Consider the following 19,450-nt stretch of genomic DNA (forward strand, 5'->3'; position numbering starts at 1 on the left):
CTGGCTTCCTTTCGCGTCGGCCCGAGTACCGCCGTGGAATACACGTCTCCCACCGTGCGGCACAGGCATCCCTGGGCGACAGAGCAGGTGATCCCGGCGAGCCGGGACGATTTCCCGATCTTTCCCGGCCGCCGCCTCTGCCGGACGGGAGCACCGGCGGACGAACCTGGATCGGTGGTGCGACTACGGGGCGACGCGGCGAACACGGAGAACCGCATGGGCACAACCGAATCCGCGGTCGCCCCGCTGGTCGGCGTGGACGAGCTGAGCACACCGAGCTGGATGACGGTGGACAAGCAGGTGGCCGCGGCCGGGCTGGGGCGCACGCTGCTCGCCTTACCCGCGGGCGCCCGCGTGGTGATCCGCCTGGCCTGGCAGGCTTCCCGGCCCTGGACCCTCCTCACGGCGGTGCTCGCGGTGGCGAGCGGCGCTGCGACCGCGTTCGGGTTGCTGGCCACCGCCGATGTCCTGACCACCTTGCTCGCGCAGGGGCCGACATCGCACCGGGTGTTGTCCGCCCTGCCCGCGGTCGGCGCGGTCGTCGCCGCGCTCTCGGCCCGCGCGCTCATCGAAAGCGGTACCGCCACAGCCGAAGCCCTGCTGAAGCCGCGGGTCGAACAGCGGGCGCGGGACCGGGCGCACACCGCCATCGCCCGCGTCGAGCTGATCGCCTTCGAGGACAGCGAGTACGCCGACCTGGTCCGGCAGGGACTGCAACGCGGGATGGGCAGCATCGCCCGCTGCGTCGAGGCGATCACCGATCTGTCCGGCGCGTTCGTCCACCTGTGCGCGGCAGTGGGCACGGCCGCGGTGCTGCATCCCGCGCTCGCACCGCTGGTCCTGCTGGCGGTGCTGCCCGACGTGTGGGCCTCGGCCCGCGCCGCGAAACTTTCCTATCAGTCGTATGTACGCCTGGTGACCCGGCATCTGCGCACGGCCCTCGCGAGCGAACTGCTCTCCGATCGGGAGACCGCCGCCGAACTGCGTGCGTGTACCGCGGGCCCGGCCCTGCTCGGCGAGTATCGCCGGATCAGCACGCAGATCACCGCGGAGACCAGCCGGGTCGAACTGGCGAAGGCGCGGGTGCGGTTGGCCGGGCGCGCGATCGCCGGTCTCGGCACCGGCGCCGCCTACGGGGTACTCGGACTGCTGCTCTATCTCGACGCACTGCCCCTGGCGCTGGCCGGCACCGCGGTCGTCGCGATGCGGATGGCTACTACTGCCCTGTCGCAAACCATGATCGGCGTGAACAGCCTGTACGAGAACATCCTCTATCTCGACTTCTATTCGAACCTGCTGGAACAGACCGAGCGGCGCACGCGGCCCGCCTCGCACTGCATCGCCCCGGCCGACCCGCACGAAATAACGCTCCACGCGGTCTCGTTCACCTACCCGGGACAGGACGAACCCGCGTTGCGGACGGTGGATCTGTCCATCAGGCGCGGCGAGGTCGTCGCCCTGGTCGGCGAGAACGGCTCGGGCAAAAGCACTTTGGCGCGTCTGATCACCGGCCTGTACCTGCCGACGGCCGGGCGGGTGTGCTGGGACGGCGTCGACCTCGCCACCGTCGACGAGCAGTCGATCTACCGCAGTGTCGCGGTGGTCATGCAGGATCCGGCGCGCTGGCCGATGAGCGCGCGCGACAACATCCGCATCGGGCGGATCGAGCGCGCGAATCCGGGGGCGGCGCTACGCGAAGCGGCGCGCAAGTCCGGTGCGGACGCCGTGATCGATGAATTGCCTTCGGGCGAGGCGACCGTCCTTTCCCGGCGCTTCGCCAGGGGCCGGGATCTGTCCGGCGGTCAATGGCAGCGAATCAGTGTGGCGCGCGGTCTTTTTCGCGACGCGCCGGTGCTGGTGGCGGACGAGCCGACGGCCGCCATGGACGCGCGCGCCGAGCACGCGGTGTTCGAGTCCCTGCAGGAACTCAGCCGCGGCACCGGACGGGAGCCGGGCAACCGCACCACCATCCTGATCACGCACCGTCTGGCCAATATCCGGCACGCCGACAAGATCGTCGTGCTCGACCACGGCCGCATCGCCGAGGTGGGGACGCACTGCGAACTCATGGCCGCGGACGGCGGCTACGCGCAACTGTTCACCCTGCAAGCCGCCGCCTACCAGCCGGAACCGAGCACGCAGGCGGGGTAGTCGTTCCCGACGCGAAGCACCTGGGGCCGTGCTAGCTTCAGGAAGTGTCTGTATTCAGTCGCCGTACCCCGTTGATTTCGGTGGCCGCACTGGGACTTGTCGCGGCGCTCACCGCATCCGCCTGCAGCTCGGATTCCGATTCCGCCGCGAAGAACGAGACGAGCTCTGCGTCGAGCGCGACGACGCAGGACAATACGAAACTCTTCCACGAGATCTACAAGCAGCTGGTGGAGACGGATACCTCGCATTCCACCGGCAGCACCACCGTGGCCGCGGAAGCGGTCAAGCGGCGGCTGCTCGACGCCGGATTCGCCGAGTCCGATATCCAGATCTTCGAGCCGGTCGCCCGCAAGGGCAACCTGGTGCTCCGTTTCACCGGTACCGGCCAGCGCAAACCGCTGCTGCTGCTCGGGCACCTCGATGTGGTCGAGGCCAAGCGCGAGGACGGCTGGACCACCGATCCGTACCAGCTCACGGAGGTGGACGGCTTCTACGCGGCGCGCGGCTCGATCGACGACAAGGCCATGGTCTCGGCGCTGATATCCGGCCTGGTGCAGCTGAAGCGCGAGGGGTTCAAGCCGAACCGGGACATCGTGCTCGCGCTCACCGCGGACGAAGAGGCCGGTAAAGACAACGGCGCGAAATGGCTGATGGAGAACAAAGCCGACCTGATGAGCGCGGAGTACGGGCTCAACGAGGGTGGCCGGGCCCTGCTGGTCGACGGCAAACCCACCCTGCAAGGCGTGCAGGTGGCCGAAAAGACCTATGTGACCTACCAGGTCGAGGCCAAAGAGAACGGCGGGCACAGTTCGGTGCCGACGCCGGACAACGCCATCTACACCCTCGGCGCCGCGCTGAATCGCCTTGCCGCCTATCGGTTCCCGGCCTCGCTCAGCGACGCGACCCGGGACAACTTCGGCGCGCTGGCCGCCAGTCGCAGCGGGCCGGAGGCCGAGGACATGCGCGCGGTCGCCGCGGGCAACCCGAGTCCGGAGGCGATCGAACGGCTTTCGGCGCTGCCCGAGTACAACGCCCAGCTGCGGACCACCTGTGTAGCGACCATGCTGACCGCGGGCGAGGCGGAGAACGCGTTGCCCCAGAAGGCCAAAGCGACGGTCAACTGCCGAATTCTCCCGCAGGAGAACCCCGACGACATCGACAAGCAGTTGCGCGCGGCGTTCGCCGACGGCGGCAAACTGACCATCACCCGCAATCTCGATCTGGCGGGCGGCATCTCGCCGATCAACGGTGACGTGCTCGCCGCGGTCACGTCGCTGACCAAGGAACTCTTCCCCACCGCGGCCGTCAGCTCCTTCATGTCCACGGGTGCGACCGACAGCAAATACGCGCGGAGCAAAGGCATTCCGATGTACGGGGTGAGCGGGTTGTTCATGGTGCCCGCCGACGCCGGGCGGATTCACGGCATCAACGAACGCGCACCGATCGCCGGGCTCGAGGCCAGCCGGGAGTTCCTCTACCGCCTGGTGAAACAGCTCGCCCAGTAGCTTCGACCGACAGCTGTCGCATGCTCGCCATCGCAGGACCGGCGATCGCCGCCGATTCGCTCTGGACCTTTCCGGTCGCCGTCCTGCTGATGTTCTTGCTGGACGCGATGTTTCGCGCGTTCCTGGCGGAGGTCGCGGCACCGCTCGGGTATCGCACCGGCGAAACCTGGTCCGCCCGGACGATGCTGCTCAGCTCGGCCGGACACGCTGTGCTGGCCGTGGCGCTCGCGGGCATCGTCGCGGTCAGCGGCGTCGGCGACCTGCCCGGCGCGGCGGTGCTCGGCGCGGTACTCGGCCTCATCGCCGGGGTGCCGGTCGCGGTCTTCCTCGGGCGGGAGGCCGGCGTGCCCCGGCCGATCGCCGCACTGCACGGCGCGCACTGGATGCTGAAGCTGTTCATCGGCACCTACGCGGTGGCCGATGGCGTGCTACAGGCACTGAACTAGCCGCGGACTCGCGTCCTGCCGCCCTGAATTTTCCCGGACCGCCTCGGGATCGGCCGCCGGTCCCCGAATCGCGGTCCGGGTCCGCGCGGCCGTCGGCCGAGTCGCCAGCTGGGCCTTCCGTCCGCCGAGCGCGCGGGAACGCCCGCGCCACTCCGGGTTTCGGTCAGGGGTGGTATCCGGGTTGCACCCCTACCACCGCAGTATCAGCCCGGAATGGCGCTGCGGTGGGATTCGGGCGGGGCCGATCGATTCCTACCTTCGAGGCATGGGCAACGTGGAAAACGATTCTCTCGCTGGTGAAGTCATGGGTCAGGCCGCGTCGTCGCGGTGGCGTCGGGGTATGGCCGCGTCCGTGGCGGCGCTCGCCGCACTCGGGTTGGCCGGGGCTGCGGCGGGCAGCGCGACGGCCGCGCCCGCCACCGCATGCCTGTGGGCCGGGACGGATTACGCGCAAGGTATGGATGTGACGGCCGGCGGCCGGATCTTCACCTGCGCGGCCGATCGCGGAACGCCGGTCTGGGTGCGCGGCGCGGTGACCGGCGCGCCGAGCACCGTCGCGAATCCCGGTTCGCGCACCCGCCCCACCGGCACGTTCAGCCTCGGCGCGCAGCAACCGGGCACCGAATACAACGACTACTGCGTGGGCAGTCAACTGATCGACGGCAGCGAGGCCGTGTATCAGGTGGTCGCGGACGGGGCGGGCGCGCTGCGCTGGCAGGCGGCCGGACCGATCACCCAGTGGGTGTTCGCCCCCGGGACCGGACCGGTGCCGAGCACCCGCTCGGCCAGCCTCTGCCCGGCCGAGCCGGTGCTCTGGCCGCCGAACTAAGCTCCTGCTCCTATGGCCCTCAGCGCAACCCTGCACAACTTCACCGTCCAGCTGGCCGACGTCGATCGCGACGTCTACCAGGAACTGGACCTGCGGTTGGCGCGGCATCCGTCCGAAACCGCGGAGTTCATGCTGACCCGGCTGCTGGCCTACTGCCTCGAATACCAGGAGGGCATCGCGTTCAGCGACGGTGGCGTGTCCTCCACCGACGAACCCGCGGTGCTGGTGCGCGACCTCACCGGCCGGCTCCTCGCCTGGATCGAGGTCGGCGCCCCGGACGCCGAACGGCTGCACCGCGGCAGCAAGGCGGCCGAGCGCACCGCCGTCTACACCCATCGCGATCCGGCGAAGGTGCTCGCCCAGCTCGCCGGAAAACGCATCCACCGCGCCGCGGAGATCCCGCTCTACAGCTTCGACCGGGACTTCATCGACACGGCCGTCGCCGCCGTCGAACGCCGCAACACCGTCACCCTGTCGGTCACCGAACGCTCGCTCTACCTCGACCTGAACGGCACCGGATTCAGCACATCGGTCGAGGGGCACACCATCGGGCAGCCCTAGCGCCGCCTCGCCCGATAAGCGGCGACCGCGTTGCGGTTGCCGCACGCGGTACTGCAGTAGCGCCGGGATCGATTGCGAGACAGATCGAGCACGATGCCCTCGCACGCGCTGTCGGCACAGAGTGAGAGCCTGCTCAGCTCGTCGGAGCGGATCAGGTCGATCATCGCCATCGCGGTCTCGACGGCGATGCGCACGGGCAGCGGCGCGTCCGGCGAGACGGCGTGGATGTGATAGTCGAACCCGTCGTGGCGGACCAGTTGCGGCGTCGCCCGATGCTCGGCGAGGGTCTCGTTGACCAGCCGCACCGCGGTGTCCCGATCACTGGTCAGCAGCGTGCGCAGCGGAGCGCGTTGCGCGCGCACCGCCGCGAGCTCGGCGGCGTCGCCGGTCCGCACGCCGGTGTACACGTGCCTGACGAAAAACTCTTCCAGCTGGGCGATTTCGGTCAGCGTATCGGGTTCTTCGGCCGAATTGACCAGCTCGACCGCGGCCAGCAGCGACGCCTCGGTGTCATGAGCAAAAGTCATGTTGACATCTTACACACACCGCCTTAGCGTCATTACCCATGACGACCATTGCTCATGACAGCGCCGTTCAGCGGCGTGTCCGATCCGGGCTGCTCTTCGCGCTGCTGTCCGCGTCGTCGTTCGGCCTCTCCGGTTCCCTGGCGCGCGGCTTGATGAACGCCGGCTGGAGCGCCGCATCGGTGGTGGCGGTCCGGGTACTCATCGCCGCGGTCGTATTGCTGCCGATCGCCCTCGTCCAGCTGCGCGGCGACTGGCAGCTGTTGCGCCGCAACGCGTCCCTGATCGTCGCCTACGGTCTGCTGGCCGTGGCGGGCACGCAGCTGGCCTACTTCAACGCGGTCGCCGAGATGGAGGTCGGGGTGGCGCTGCTCATCGAATACACCGCCCCGATCGCGGTGGTCGGCTGGCTCTGGCTGCGCCATCGGCAGCGTCCCGGCGTCGCCACCGTCGCGGGCGGCCTGCTCGGCATCATCGGCCTCGCCCTCGTGATCGACCTGCGGTCCGGGCTGTCCACCAGTTGGGTCGGCATCGCCTGGGCCCTGGCCGCCATGATCGGCGCCGCCGCGTACTTCGTGCTCTCCGCACAGGGCGAGGGCACACTGCCGGGCACCGTCTTGGCGGCGGGCGCGCTGCTCATCGGCGGGCTCACACTGCTCGCCGCGGGCGCGATCGGGCTCGTGCCACTGCACGCCACCACGAATCCCGTTGTCTTCCAAGACTTCACCGCATCCCTCTGGCCGGTGCTGCTGATTCTGGGCACGGTGACCGCCGCGCTGGCCTACGTCTCCGGCATCGTCGCCACCCGCCTGCTCGGCTCCCGGCTGGCCTCGTTCGTCGCGCTGTTCGAGGTGCTCGCCGCACTCGCCTTCGCCTGGGTGCTGCTCGGTGAGGCGCCCCGGGCGATCCAATTGCTCGGCGGCGTGCTGATTCTCACCGGCGTGGTGGTCGTGCGCCGCGGCGAGCTGGCCGATGCGGCCCGCACCCCGGCCGTCGACGCGGCGCCGAGCGAGGTCGCGGCGGAACACCGCTGAACCGAACGGCCGGGATCACCGTCGGCGATCCCGGCCGGGCCCGTCAGGAGACGGTGCAATTCTTCTGTGCGTCGGTGCGCACCTTGCGACCGGTGAACTCCTCCAGAATCGAGATGTTTTCCGGGGCATAATTCTTCGCGGTGATCTTGTCCGCGTCCGGGCTACCGAGTTTGCCGGTGTAGGGCGCGGACTTCTCCAACCAGTAAGCGGTGCGCAGGAATTGGGTCAGTACCAGCTCACGCACCTTGGGTTCGCTCTTGATCTTCGCCCAGTAGTCCGGATGCTTGTCCTTCGCGACACGCAGGTACAGCAGCAGGTACCGCAGGTTGGTCGCGGCGATGTCGCGGGCATTGCTCGCGCCGATCCCCTTGATGTACTCCTGCACCACGGTGACCGCGGGCAGACCGGTCAGCCCCGCGTTCAATTCGGCGAGGACGCCTTGCAGACGATAGTCGCCCTGCTGCCGGTCCCGCAGGTAGATGCCGTCCATGTCGTCGCTGAGCTTGTCCTTGATCAGCGGCAGGATCTCCTTGCGCGGGAAGCCACCGTGCAGCGGAATGTCCAGGATCTGCTGGGTGGCGTTGACCCACGACGCGGTGCGCACATCCCACACGGTGCGCGCCCCGTCCAGATCCCACATGTGGGTCTCCTCATGGATCGCCACCATCATCGATTCCGCGAACGCCTCGAAACTGCTGGTGTCCACGAACTGATTCCAGTACTTGTCCTTGGCCTGGGCGATCGCGAGTTTCTCCCCGCTCGGCCAGCGCCGCTTGTACATGGCCTGCAGCGTCGGCATCCAATTGGACCGATTGAAGCGAGCTTTCAGGTCGCTGATATCGGCCTGCGGCTGCGAGGGCTCCTCATAACAGTAGGGCGCGGCCGGAGCCGCTTCGGGAAGACCGGACAGGGGCGTCGCTACGGCCAGTGAACCGGGTCCGAGGGCGAGGACGAGGCAGGCGGCGACGATGGGCACAGAGAGTTTGCGGTTCACAGGGACCCCACTTCGGAGGAGCCGCGCGGCAGGCGCGACGGCGGCGGGATACAGCGCGAACGGCCGGCACGGCTGCGCGGCAATGGATTTGCCGTTTCACACGGTGTGGGGAGCCGACTCGCGCTGCGGCGAGGTCACTCGAGCTCGAATGTAATCGAGACAATATGTCGCGCAAACGAAGCAGTCGACGGCACGGCGCACCCGCCCGCGACCCGCGCGCCCGGCAGAAGTGAGCGTGATTATGAAATAGCCTGTGCGGCACTAGAACTGAGGGCGTACCGGGACGAGGAGTGGCATGTCCCCACTCCTCCCCAGTTCGCCTGCAGCGGCGCAGCGGCCGCTATGCACGCTTCGATCAGTAAGCGATGAACAGGATCTCGTCGCGCGAGTACTCGTGCCCCGGATGGTTCGCGGCGAGGTGAGCCTGTGTCTTCTCGACCAGATCGTCCTCGTCCACGCCGACGATCGCCTCGCCACACGGGCAATTCAGGTTCCGCTTCATGAGCTGTCCTTCCTTTTCGAAACGAAGTCTAGGCGCTCGGCGCGATCATTCCCGTAAAAGATCGATGACCTTGGTTTCGTTGAGCTCACCGTGGCCCGCCTCGACGAGCCGCCCGAAGAGGTCGAAGGCGGCATGCCCCAGCGCGGCGGGCGCGTGCACGGCCTCGGCCAGTTCCATCCCGATGCGGGTGTCCTTCAAGCGCAACGCGGCCGTGAACGCGATATCGCGGTCGTGCACGCCGTCCAGCATCAACCGGCTGACCCGTGTCACCGTCGGACTGGCCGCGACGCTCAGCGCGAGGGTGTCGACCACCGCAGGCAGGTCGAGTCCGCTGAGTTCGGCGATCCGCAGCGCCTCCGCGGTCGCCGCGATCTGCACCGAGCCCAGCAGGTTCTGCACCAGCTTGTACGCGGTGCCCGCGCCGACCTCGCCGAAGTGAACGATGCTGCCGCACAACGGTTCCAGCAGCGGTCGCACCGCGTCGAGGTCCGCGGGCGCGGCCCCGATCAGCAGGCGTAATTCTCCGGCCGCCGCAGCCGTGGGCAGCCCGGTGACCGGCGAGTCGATGTACCGAAATCCCTGCGTCGCGGCCTGTTTCGCGAGTTCGAGCACCCAGGGTCGGGACAGGGTCGAGCACTCGATCACGAATCGGCCGGGCGCGCCCGCCGCCGCGAGGGCACCGTCCGCGCCGAGCCACACCGCGCGCGAGGCGGCGTCGTCGGCGACCATCGCGAAGACGGCGTCGGCCTGCTCGGCCGCCGCCCGCGGTGTCTGCGCCCGGGCCGCGCCCGCGGCCACCAGGTCCGCGACCTTCTCCGGCGATCTGTTGAACACCGCGACGTCGTGCCCGGCGGCGATCAGCCGCGCCGCCATCCCCGTACCCATCCGGCCGGTCCCCAGGAAAGCAATCTTCGCCATTGCCGCGACCCTACCTGCACAGGATCTCCACGAAGTGTGCTTCCGAGCTCCACACCGGCTGTTTAGGTTTGCCGGAACACGGGTTCGCCACTGCGGGGGCGCGCTCGACGAGCATGGAGGTCGGCAGGTGGATGTACACGAGTTCTCGCGGTGGACAACCGAATTCGAGGCGAAGGCAGTGGCCAGGGCCGCGCTCGGTGATCCGGCATGGGCGAGCGGAGCGCGGCTGCATCCGGCCGTCGCGCGCAGTGTGCAGCGCTTCCAGGTCGGCGAGAGCGGCGACGGCGCGAATCTCATCGCCAAGGCCGAGCGCGCGGGCGATCCGGAGTACGCCGCGGCGGTACGACTGTTCATCGCCGAGGAGATCAATCACGCGCGGATGCTGGGCTTGCTGCTGCGCGCCGGCGGCTGGCGGGCCATCGGAAGCCATTGGAGCGACCTCGTTTTCGTGCGACTGCGCCGGATGCTCGGGCTGCGACTGGAATTGACCGTGCTGATGGTCGCGGAGATCGTCGCGCTGCGCTACTACCGCGCATTGCGCGACGGCACCGACGATCCGCTGACCACGCAGGTCGCCGGATTGATCCTGAACGACGAGCTCCGGCACGTGCCGTTCCACTGCCAGCGCCTGCGCGTCGCGTTCGCCACGACCACGCCCGGCGCGCGACGGGTGATCGTGGCGCTGTGGTGGCTGTTCCTGGTCGGCTCGACGGTGGTGGTCGCCGCGGACCACGGACCCGCGCTGGCCCGGCTCGGCGTCGGCCGCATCGAATTCGTTCGCGACGTCCTGCGGCTGTTCGACACCATCGCGCCGACCGCCCTGTCGGCACGGCCGCAACCGACCGGGGTCGGCGGTCCGTCCGGGGGCTGAATCGCGCCCCTGGCGCACGGGCATGAAATCGAGCGCGGCTGCGTTGCCTCAGGCGTGGTCGCACAGTGCGGCAGCGCGGCCCGGAGTGACCTGCATCATGGTGCCGAGCAGCAGAACGCGGCGTAGTTTCGTTAATTAGCGAAATATCGAAGGACGGTGCGCGTGCTGGACGAATGCAAGGCGCTGGCGAACGAGACCCGGCTGCGGGTGCTGGAGTGGCTCAAGGAGCCCGACGTGCACTTCCCCGGACGGGCCTGCGACACCGCCGAACTCGGCGTCTGCGCGGGCCTGATCCAGCAGAAGGCCGGCACCTCGGCCTCGACCATCTCGACACACCTGGCGATCCTGCAGCGCGCGGGGTTCGTCACCGGCACCCGCCGCGGTCAATGGATCTACTACCGCCGCGACGACGCCCGCATCCGGGCCTTCACCGCACAACTGCAGCGCGTTCTCTGATCGAAAGGCGGCGTCCCCATGCCCATCGCCCTGTCCATCCTCGACCTGGCATCGATCGCGCCCGGCCAGACCGCGCGCGACAGCTTCGCCAACAGTGTCGCGCTGGCGCAGGCCGCCGAACGAAGCGGCTACCGCCGCGTCTGGTACGCGGAGCATCACAACATGGGATCCATCGCGTCGAGCGCGACCAGCGTGCTCATCGGTCATGTCGCCGAGCACACCGCGACCATCCGGCTCGGCGCGGGCGGCATCATGCTGCCCAACCATTCCCCGCTGGTGATCGCCGAACAGTTCGGCACGCTGGAGACGCTGTTCCCCGGCCGGATCGATCTCGGATTGGGCCGCGCACCCGGCAGCGATCAGAAGACGATGTACGCGCTGCGCCGCGATCCGGCGTCCGCGGACTCCTTCCCACAGGACGTGCTGGAGTTGCAGGGCTACCTGACCGGGAACACCCGGGTACCGGGTGTGCGCGCCGTGCCGCGTGCGGAAGGCGTTGTGCCGCTGTACATTCTAGGCTCGTCACTGTTCGGCGCACAGCTCGCCGGGCAGCTCGGCCTGCCGTACGCGTTCGCGTCGCACTTCGCACCCGACGCGCTGCACCAGGCGGTGTCGGTCTACCGCGACGTGTTCCGTCCGTCCGCGCAGCTGGCCGAGCCGTACGTGATGGCCGGGGTCAACGTGTTCGCCGCCGCGGACGCCGACGACGCGGCGCAGCAGAAGACCGTCGCCTACCGGGCGCGCGCCCGGATGATGATCAAGCGGGGCGCGGCGGGCGCCGACTTCTCCGACGCGGACATCGACGCGTTCCTCGCCTCGCCCAACGGCGGGCAACTCACCGCGATGACGAAATACACCGCGGTCGGCACGCCCGCCGATGTCCGGGCCTACCTGGACGATTTCGCCGCGTCCATCGACGCCGACGAACTCATCACCGCCCATCACGCCACCGGCATCGCCGACCGGGTGCGCTCGGTCGAGCTGACCGCGGCCGCCATGGCCGGTGCGCCCGCGGTCGGCTGACCGGAATCTTCCTGCCGCACAACGACTCCGGCCGGTACCCCAGCGACAGGGGTACCGGCCGGAACTCGTTCGACCGCGGTTACTGCGTGGCAGCCGCCCGCTTCGGCAGCTTCCAGCCCGGACGGGGGAAGTGGCAGGTGTAGCCGTTCGGGTACTTCTGCAAGTAGTCTTGGTGGTCGGCCTCGGCCTCCCAGAACTCACTCGCCGGCGTCACCTCGGTGACGACCTTGCCCGGCCACAGGCCCGAGGCGTCGACGTCGGCGATGGTGTCCAGCGCGACGCGCTTCTGCTCGTCGTCCAGATAGAAGATCGCCGAGCGGTAGCTGCTGCCGATGTCGTTGCCCTGCCGGTCCTTCGTCGTCGGATCGTGGATCTGGAACAGGAATTCCAGCAACGCCCGGTAGTCGGTCTGCGCCGGGTCGTAGACGATCTCCACGGCCTCCGCGTGACCCGGGTGATTGCGATAGGTCGGGTGGTCGTTGCTGCCGCCGGTGTAGCCGACGCGCGTCGACACCACCCCCGGCTGCCTGCGGATCAATTCCTGCATGCCCCAGAAGCAGCCGCCGGCCAGAATCGCCTTTCGCGTGTCGCTCACGCGTCCTCCTTCGTGAAAAGTGCCTTGTACTGTCCGTACCCTTGCGCCTCGAGATCATCGAGGTGGATGAACCGCAGTGCCGCCGAGTTGATGCAGTACCGGAGGCCGCCGGCGGCGCGCGGGCCGTCCTTGAACACATGCCCGAGATGGCTGTCGCCATGCGCCGAGCGAGCCTCGGTCCGGATCATCAGATGGCTGAAGTCCCGCTTCTCGACCACGTTCGCGGCATCGATCGGCTTGGTGAAACTCGGCCAGCCGGAGCCGCTGTCGAACTTGTCGACCGAGGCGAACAGCGGCTCGCCCGACACCACGTCCACGTAGATCCCCGGCTCGTGGTTGTCCCAGTACTCGCCGGTGAACGCGCGCTCGGTCCCGTTCTCCTGGGTGACGTGGTACTGCTCCGGCGACAGCGCGGAGACCGCCGCGGGGTTCCGGTTGTATTCCTGTGCCACATGACCTCCTCATATCGGCTTCCCGTACAACGAACGGTCCGATCCGGAAAGTCCCCGTGCAGCCGGGCGTCACACTTCGGTCATTATTCGCCGGAACGCGGCCGCGCAACAGCCCCGGCACCCGATCGACGTGCGCTGTTCGAGCAATCCGGGGAAAACCGCGCGGCCAAGACTGGAATGATTCATACTTCTGAACGTATCCACAACTTCGGGGTGTCTCGTGCGCGAGACCCGCAGCCCGAGGCATCGCGAAAGGAATATCCGTGCCCGTAGAACACCCGCCCATCGCCGAGGCGAACACGGAACCCGCCGCAGGCGGTTGCCCCGTGGCCGGTCGCCTCAAGTACCCGACCGAGGGCGGTGGCAACCGTGACTGGTGGCCGAACCAGCTCAACCTGAAGATCCTGCAGAAGAACCCGGCCGTCGCCAACCCGATGGATCCGGACTTCGACTACGCCGCGGAGTTCGCGACCCTCGACCTGGCCGAGGTGCAGCGCGATATCGAAGCGGTGATGACCACCTCGCAGGACTGGTGGCCGGCCGATTTCGGGCACTACGGACCGTTCTTCATCCGGATGGCCTGGCACTCGGCGGGCACCTACCGGGTCAGCGACGGACGCGGCGGCGCGGGCGCGGGCATGCAGCGGTTCGCGCCGCTGAACAGCTGGCCGGACAACGCGAGCCTGGACAAGGCCCGCCGGCTGCTGTGGCCGGTGAAGAAGAAGTACGGCAAGAAGCTCTCGTGGGCGGATCTGATCGTCTACGCCGGCAACGTCGCGCTGGAGTCGATGGGCTTCGAGACCTTCGGATTCGGCGGCGGCCGGGTCGATCAGTGGGAGCCCGAGGAGGACGTCTACTGGGGTCCGGAGCAGACCTGGCTCGGCGGCGACGGCCGCTACAGCGGTGACCGCGATCTCGAAAAGCCGCTGGCCGCAGTACAAATGGGTCTGATCTACGTGAATCCGGAAGGCCCCAACGGCAATCCGGATCCGCTCGCGGCCGCCATCGATATCCGCGAGACGTTCGCCCGGATGGCGATGAACGATATCGAGACCGCGGCACTGATCGTCGGCGGGCACACCTTCGGCAAGGCGCACGGCGCGGGCCCGGCCGATCACGTCGGTCCGGAGCCGGAGGCCGCGCCGCTGGAAGAGCAGGGCCTGGGCTGGAAGAGCTCGTTCGGCACCGGTGCGGGCAAGGACGCGATCACCAGCGGTCTCGAAGTCACCTGGACGCCGACCCCGATCGCGTGGGACAACAGCTTCCTGGAGACGCTCTACGGTTACGAGTGGGAGTTGACCAAGAGCCCGGCGGGCGCGCACCAGTGGATTCCCAAGGACGGCGGCGGCGCGGGCCTGGTGCCCGACGCGCACGATCCGGCGAAGACTCAGCAGCCGGGCATGCTGACCACCGACCTCTCGATGCGCTTCGACCCGAGCTACGAGCGGATCACCCGCCGCTGGCTCGAACACCCCGAGGAACTGGCGCAGGAGTTCGCCAAAGCCTGGTTCAAACTCACCCACCGCGACATGGGACCGGTCGTGCGCTACCTCGGTCCGCTGGTGCCGCAGGAGACGCTGCTGTGGCAGGACCCGATTCCGGCCCTCACCCACGACCTGATCGGCGCGGCCGATATCGCCGCGCTCAAGAGCCAGATCCTCGCCTCTGGTCTGACTGTCGCACAGCTCGTTTCGACGGCCTGGTCGGCGGCGGCGTCGTTCCGCGGCAGTGACAAGCGCGGCGGCGCGAACGGCGGACGCATCCGGCTGCAGCCGCAACGTGGCTGGGAGGTCAACGAACCCGACCAGCTCACGTTGGTGCTGCCGGTGCTCGAGGGCATCCAGGAGTCGTTCAACGCGGCCCAGACCGGCAACACCCGGGTATCGTTCGCCGACCTGGTGGTGCTGGCCGGTTCGGCGGCGATCGAGCAGGCGGCCGAGAGCGCGGGCTTCGAACTCGAGGTGCCGTTCACGCCGGGACGCACCGACGCCACGCAGGAACAGACCGACGTGGAGTCCTTCGCCGCGATGGAACCCGCGGCCGACGGCTTCCGCAACTATCTGGGCAAGGGCAATCGGCTGCCTGCCGAGTACCTGCTCATCGATCGGGCGAACCTGCTGACCCTCAGCGCGCCCGAGATGACGGTCCTCGTGGGCGGACTGCGCGTGCTCGGCGCGAACCACGGACAGTCCGCGACGGGCGTGTTCACCGCGAACCCGGGTGTGCTGAGCAACGATTTCTTCGTGCACCTGCTCGACATGGGCACCCGGTGGGCGCCGGCGGGCGACGAGGGCAGCTACGACGGCACCGATCGCGACAGCGGCGCGGTGCGCTGGACCGGCAGCCGGGTCGATCTGGTCTTCGGCTCGAACTCGCAGCTGCGCGCGCTCGCCGAGGTCTACGCCACCGACGACGCGAAGGAGAAGTTCGCGCGGGACTTCATCGCCGCCTGGGTGAAGGTGATGAACCTGGACCGCTTCGACCTCGCCTGACCTGGTGCGCTGACCGGCACACCGGTCGGTGACCACTCCCCCGCAGCCCCGCACGCCGACCCGGTGTGCGGGGCTGCGCGCGTGGTGGAAGTTCAGAGACCTTCGTCGATCGGGTATCGGATGGCGACCGCGGCTCGCTCGCCCAGCCCGTAGTTCATCACGAGATCGTCGGCGACCTGGATCAGCACGTCGCGGCCCTCGACCGCGGCGACCAGATCCATCGGCAGCCGCGACAACCCGTGCACGGCGCCGATCAGGTTGCCCGCGACCGCGCCGGTGGAGTCGGAGTCGCCGGAGTGGTTGACCGAGAGCAGCAGTGCCGCGCGCAGGTCGCCCGTCTTGGCCGCATGCAACGCGCAGTAGACCGCGATCGCCAGACATTCCTCGGCGATCCAACCCGCGCCCACGGTTTCGAGTTGTTCGGCGGTGGCGGGGGTTTCGGCCGCCTCGATGGCGCGTTCCAGTGCGCCAACGGTTTCCGCGGCCTTCGGGAACTCCGCCAACTGAGCGAGGGTCTGCTGCAGGGCGATCGGCAGTTCGATACCGCTCACCACCCGGTCGATCAGCGCCGCGAACGCACCCGCGGCGAAGTAACCGGTGGGATGGCCGTGGGTCAGCTGGGCCGCCTGGGCGGCGAGCGAGAACGCGCGCTCCGAACCCATTCCGGCCAAGCCGAACGGCGCGGAGCGCATCACCGTGCCGCACCCCTTCGACTCGGGATTCACCGGACCGGACTCGCCCAGCGGACTCGGCGCGATGTACCCGCGGGCCTGCTTGCCGAGCCCCGACATGCACGCGTTCCCCGGCGCACGCACCGCGTACAGGAACGGCAGGCTCGCCAGCCAGCCGTCGGGTTGCGCCGTCGGCTCGTCCTGCCGCTGCGTCTGCAACCAGCGCAGGTAGGACCGGCGCAGCGCGGGCAGCGCGTCCACGCCGGGCGTCGCGCGCAGCAGTCCCTCCGCGGTGAACAACGTCATCTGGGTGTCGTCGGTGATCTGCTGCGCCTCGTCCCGGACATACGCGGGCAGAAAGCCGGTCACGCCGTCGGGGCCGTGCTGTGCCCGGATCTGTTCGAGCCGCAGGAATTCGATGGGCCAGCCGAGCGCGTCACCGACGGCGCCACCCAGTAACGAGCCGCGCACCCGATCGAAGATCGTCGCGTAATCCCCCACCACAGTCCCTCCCGATCCGGATGAACATGCCCGCCACCACTGTTCGACGGATCATACCCAGTGGTGTTTCACCGTGTGCCGGGCTCGGCGAATCCGCTGTTCAGCGCGGGGCCACACCGGAGAAGTCGCGGCGAGCGCCGTGGTTGCGGTCGGCACAGCTGCCGAGGGCGTGGTCGGGATGCAGCCCGAAGTATTGCCGGCGGGTGCGGGTGCTCCAGCTGCGGGCGGCGGCCGAGCGGGTCTTGTAGAAGTTCAGCGTGTAGCCGCCCGTGTAGAGGCGCAGCAGCATGTATCCGCCCGGATACTCCTTCACCGCAGCGACTTCGAGGAATTCGACACCGGTCCCGGCATCCGGGCGGTTCACCCGGTTGCGATGCGTGTGGCCACTGTGCTGCAAGAACACGCCGGGTGCGGCGCGGTAGACGGCCTGCAGCGCAGCGGCGTCGGCGCGGTCGAGCACGAACCCCGGGCCGCCCGGATTGCTCACCGCCGCATGCGAAGTCACCGGATGGTGGCCGAAAACCACGGTGGGGCAGTCCGGGTCGGCGGACAGGATGTCGCGGAGCCGACCGAGTTGCGGCGCGACGATGGTGCCACCGGACCCGCGCAGCCGGGTAGTGTCCAGCCCGATCAGGCGCAGGCCGCCGAGTCGATACTCGACCAGCTGTTGCCGGGCGTGAAACACGGTGCCCCAGTGGTCGGTTCGTACCCCGCGCCGCTCCTGCGGCTTGTCGTGGTTGCCCCGGCAGACGAAGTAGTCCGCGCCGAGCGCACCCCAGGAATCCAACCGGGCCCGGACTCCCCGCGACTGCTCGAGGGTGCCGCTGTCGGTGAGGTCACCCGCCAGGATCAGGTGATCGGCCGCGCGGTCGGGCCTGCGCACGTCGTCGAGCAGGGCATCGAGCATGACCTCCGGATACCGACCGGTGTCGTGGCGCAGGCCGGTGGGCAATCCGCTGAGCACGAGACCGCTGACCTGCTCGCCGTAGTGCACGTCGTTGGCCAGCGCGAGGGTGCGCAGCAGCCGCCCCGGGGGCGGCGGCGCGGTCGTGAAAACACCGGTGGATTCCGGGGTTCCGGACTGGCGGGTCACCAGCGTCCGAGCCGGTCCGGCGCGGTGGCCGTTCGAGTACGCCTCGAAGCGGTAGCCGCGCCCCGGCTCCAGTCCGGTCACTTCGGCGTAGTGATAGGGAGTCGGCGTCGCGTCGAGGTAGCGGGTGCGCGCCCGGCCTTGCCCGTCGACCGGGGCCAGACGTACCTCGGTGTCGGCGGGGGCGGGCCGCAGCCTACCGCCGCCGTCGCGCTTGCGGGTGGTCCAGGTGAGGATCACCGATTCTGCGGTGACCGTCACCACCTCCAGATCCGACGCGATGATCGAACCACTGTGCGTGCCTACCGAATCCGTGCGCCGGGCCGCAGGCCGCAGATAGATCGGGGTCCGCACGGACACAGCCGCCGCGCCGACTGCCACATTCGCCAGCCAGGCGGTCCGAAGTCGTGGGTCGAGCATGGGATCTCCGTCTGCTGTGCACCGGTTACAGCCGAACGGTATAACCGCGAGTTGAACGTCCCGGACTGCGCAGTTGACGAGTCCGCCTCCAGTACTTGGCCATTCGACACGCACTCCGATTGACATGCCGTCGAGCCTGGTTTAGTGTCCTAGCTCACATCAATTGGAAACTTTCCTAATAGTTCTTCCAGGCGTCGCCACCGGATCCGGAATGGGGTGTATCGCGTGACCTATCCCCGACACCCCCTCGCGGGGACGCCGAGCCTGCTGCGCGCGATCAACGACCGCGCCGCCCTGGAGTTGCTGCTCGGCAACGGCCCGCTCTCACGCACCCAGATCGGCACGCTGACGGGGTTGTCCAAGCCGACCGCGTCCCAGCTGCTCGGCCGCCTGGAGGCCGCCGGACTGGTCGTGCCGGTGGGTACCGCGGCGGGTGGGCCGGGCCCGAACGCGCAGCTCTACCAGGTGAATCCGGCCGCAGGATATGTGGCGGGGGTCGACGTCACCAACACCTCGATCCGTCTGGCGGTCGCCGACATCACCGGTGCCACGCTGGCCGAGCACGAGGTCAGCACCAAGGGCTGGCAGGCCGCGCAGACACTCACGAAGGTGGCCGAGGCCGTCGCCGAGACGATCGGACTGGCCGGACTCGCCGCGGACGCGGTGCGCGAGGTGGTGATCGGGATCGGCGGCGCGCTCGACCCCGCCACCGGGAAGCTGCGCTACGCCACCCACCTGCCGGGCTGGCACTCCCCCAGGCTCGTCGCCGAACTGGAAGCCGCGATCGGCACGACGGTCTCGATCGAGAACGACGTGAACCTCGCCGCCATGGCCGAACAGGCGCACGGCGCGGCGCAGGGGTGCGAGGATTTCGCGCTGCTCTGGACCGGCGAGGGCGTCGGCGCGGCGATCGTGATCGCCGGTCGGCTGCATCGCGGTTTCCACAGCGGCGCAGGCGAAGTCGGCTACATGCCGCTGCCCGGCGCGCCGGTGGTGCACGACGTCCGCCGGAAGAACTCGGGCGGATTCCAGAAACTCGCCGGGGCACCCGGTGTGCTGGCACTCGCCCGCCGGCACGGACTCACGGCGCCGACCGCCGCACTGGTCGTGGCCGAGGCGCTGGAGACGCCGGACGCCGGCGACGCCTTCCTGCGTGAACTCGCCGACCGGCTCGCGCTCGGCCTCGCCAGCATCGTCTCGGTCGTCGACCCGGAGGTGCTGATCCTGGCCGGTGCGATGCCGAGCGCGGGCGGCGAACGGCTGCGCGCGCTCGTGCAGGACGCACTCGATGAACTCACCATGCCGCGCACCGAGGTGCGCGCCAGCACCGTGCCGGGCTCGCCGGTGCTGCACGGAGCGCTCCAGCGCGCCTTGGCCACTACGAGAGACGCCGTCTTCTCGACTCATTGATCGAC

At 69.0% G+C, this 19,450-nt stretch carries 19 protein-coding genes; 11 read left to right on the forward strand and 8 right to left on the reverse strand.

The window, feature by feature from the left end; genetic code table 11:
- Nucleotides 1–216 precede the first annotated feature (216 nt).
- The 5 genes from TY25_RS32920 (at nt 217) to TY25_RS32940 (ending at nt 5,492) form a co-directional block, all read left to right on the forward strand.
- Complete coding sequence (locus tag TY25_RS32920; RefSeq protein ID WP_042263051.1) at nt 217–2,151, forward strand: ABC transporter ATP-binding protein; 1,935 nt, start codon at nt 217–219, stop codon at nt 2,149–2,151.
- A gap of 44 nt (nt 2,152–2,195) precedes the next feature.
- Nucleotides 2,196–3,656, forward strand: coding sequence for a M20/M25/M40 family metallo-hydrolase (locus TY25_RS32925; protein WP_226887404.1), 1,461 nt, complete (start codon nt 2,196–2,198; stop codon nt 3,654–3,656).
- A gap of 20 nt (nt 3,657–3,676) precedes the next feature.
- Complete coding sequence (locus TY25_RS32930) at nt 3,677–4,102, forward strand: hypothetical protein (RefSeq protein WP_042262822.1); 426 nt, start codon at nt 3,677–3,679, stop codon at nt 4,100–4,102.
- 340 nt (nt 4,103–4,442) lie between these two features.
- Nucleotides 4,443–4,931: a hypothetical protein gene (locus tag TY25_RS32935; protein ID WP_146154011.1), complete on the forward strand. Its 489-nt coding sequence runs from the start codon at nt 4,443–4,445 to the stop codon at nt 4,929–4,931.
- Between the two features lie 12 nt (nt 4,932–4,943).
- Nucleotides 4,944–5,492: a YaeQ family protein gene (locus TY25_RS32940; RefSeq protein WP_042262825.1), complete on the forward strand. Its 549-nt coding sequence runs from the start codon at nt 4,944–4,946 to the stop codon at nt 5,490–5,492.
- On the opposite strand, the gene TY25_RS32945 is transcribed toward TY25_RS32940, so the two are convergent.
- Entirely contained in the window at nt 5,489–6,019 is a 531-nt protein-coding gene (locus TY25_RS32945) for a CGNR zinc finger domain-containing protein (protein WP_042262826.1), read from the reverse strand. The two genes, TY25_RS32940 and TY25_RS32945, sit on opposite strands and share 4 nt — an antisense overlap.
- Nucleotides 6,020–6,057: 38 nt before the next feature.
- On the opposite strand from TY25_RS32945, the gene TY25_RS32950 reads away from it, so the two are divergent.
- Nucleotides 6,058–7,050: an EamA family transporter gene (locus TY25_RS32950; protein WP_042262827.1), complete on the forward strand. Its 993-nt coding sequence runs from the start codon at nt 6,058–6,060 to the stop codon at nt 7,048–7,050.
- A gap of 43 nt (nt 7,051–7,093) precedes the next feature.
- Here TY25_RS32950 and TY25_RS32955 read toward each other — a convergent pair whose 3' ends face one another.
- The 3 genes from TY25_RS32955 to TY25_RS32960 form a co-directional block, all read right to left on the reverse strand.
- Entirely contained in the window at nt 7,094–8,044 is a 951-nt protein-coding gene (locus TY25_RS32955) for a hypothetical protein (protein WP_201773736.1), read from the reverse strand.
- A gap of 355 nt (nt 8,045–8,399) precedes the next feature.
- Complete coding sequence (locus tag TY25_RS41300) at nt 8,400–8,546, reverse strand: hypothetical protein (RefSeq protein WP_014983729.1); 147 nt, start codon at nt 8,544–8,546, stop codon at nt 8,400–8,402.
- Nucleotides 8,547–8,591: 45 nt separating this feature from the next.
- The gene (locus TY25_RS32960) at nt 8,592–9,464 is read right to left on the reverse strand and encodes an NAD(P)-dependent oxidoreductase (protein WP_042262829.1); all 873 of its coding nucleotides are present in this window, start codon (nt 9,462–9,464) and stop codon (nt 8,592–8,594) included.
- 127 nt (nt 9,465–9,591) lie between these two features.
- Here TY25_RS32960 and TY25_RS32965 point away from each other — a divergent pair, with 127 nt between their 5' ends.
- The 3 genes from TY25_RS32965 to TY25_RS32975 all read left to right on the forward strand — a co-directional run bounded on the left by TY25_RS32965 (nt 9,592) and on the right by TY25_RS32975 (nt 11,814).
- On the forward strand, nt 9,592–10,335 hold the full coding sequence (locus TY25_RS32965) for a ferritin-like domain-containing protein (RefSeq protein WP_042262831.1): 744 nt from the start codon (nt 9,592–9,594) through the stop codon (nt 10,333–10,335).
- Nucleotides 10,336–10,497: 162 nt separating this feature from the next.
- Nucleotides 10,498–10,791, forward strand: coding sequence for an ArsR/SmtB family transcription factor (locus TY25_RS32970; RefSeq protein ID WP_226887405.1), 294 nt, complete (start codon nt 10,498–10,500; stop codon nt 10,789–10,791).
- Nucleotides 10,792–10,809: 18 nt separating this feature from the next.
- Nucleotides 10,810–11,814: an LLM class flavin-dependent oxidoreductase gene (locus TY25_RS32975; RefSeq protein WP_042262833.1), complete on the forward strand. Its 1,005-nt coding sequence runs from the start codon at nt 10,810–10,812 to the stop codon at nt 11,812–11,814.
- A gap of 79 nt (nt 11,815–11,893) precedes the next feature.
- Here the strand turns inward: TY25_RS32975 and msrA are convergent, their stop codons facing one another.
- Together msrA and msrB are read right to left on the reverse strand one after the other, a co-directional pair.
- Complete coding sequence (gene msrA / locus TY25_RS32980; protein ID WP_014983724.1) at nt 11,894–12,409, reverse strand: peptide-methionine (S)-S-oxide reductase MsrA; 516 nt, start codon at nt 12,407–12,409, stop codon at nt 11,894–11,896.
- Entirely contained in the window at nt 12,406–12,861 is a 456-nt protein-coding gene (gene msrB, locus TY25_RS32985) for a peptide-methionine (R)-S-oxide reductase MsrB (protein WP_014983723.1), read from the reverse strand. The genes msrA and msrB overlap by 4 nt, the downstream gene beginning before the upstream one ends.
- Before the next feature lie 263 nt (nt 12,862–13,124).
- On the opposite strand from msrB, the gene katG reads away from it, so the two are divergent.
- Nucleotides 13,125–15,353 (forward strand): catalase/peroxidase HPI, encoded by a 2,229-nt coding sequence (katG, locus tag TY25_RS32990; protein WP_042262834.1) that lies wholly within the window; start codon nt 13,125–13,127, stop codon nt 15,351–15,353.
- 92 nt (nt 15,354–15,445) lie between these two features.
- Here katG and TY25_RS32995 read toward each other — a convergent pair whose 3' ends face one another.
- Complete coding sequence (locus tag TY25_RS32995) at nt 15,446–16,528, reverse strand: ADP-ribosylglycohydrolase family protein (RefSeq protein WP_226887406.1); 1,083 nt, start codon at nt 16,526–16,528, stop codon at nt 15,446–15,448.
- A 97-nt stretch (nt 16,529–16,625) separates the two neighbouring features.
- Nucleotides 16,626–18,035, reverse strand: coding sequence for a metallophosphoesterase (locus TY25_RS33000; RefSeq protein ID WP_052383356.1), 1,410 nt, complete (start codon nt 18,033–18,035; stop codon nt 16,626–16,628).
- A 225-nt stretch (nt 18,036–18,260) separates the two neighbouring features.
- On the opposite strand from TY25_RS33000, the gene TY25_RS33005 reads away from it, so the two are divergent.
- Nucleotides 18,261–19,445, forward strand: coding sequence for an ROK family transcriptional regulator (locus TY25_RS33005; RefSeq protein ID WP_226887407.1), 1,185 nt, complete (start codon nt 18,261–18,263; stop codon nt 19,443–19,445).
- Nucleotides 19,446–19,450 lie beyond the last annotated feature (5 nt).

This window comes from Nocardia brasiliensis NBRC 14402 (assembly GCF_000308475.2).
GTDB classification, from domain to species: domain Bacteria; phylum Actinomycetota; class Actinomycetes; order Mycobacteriales; family Mycobacteriaceae; genus Nocardia; species Nocardia brasiliensis.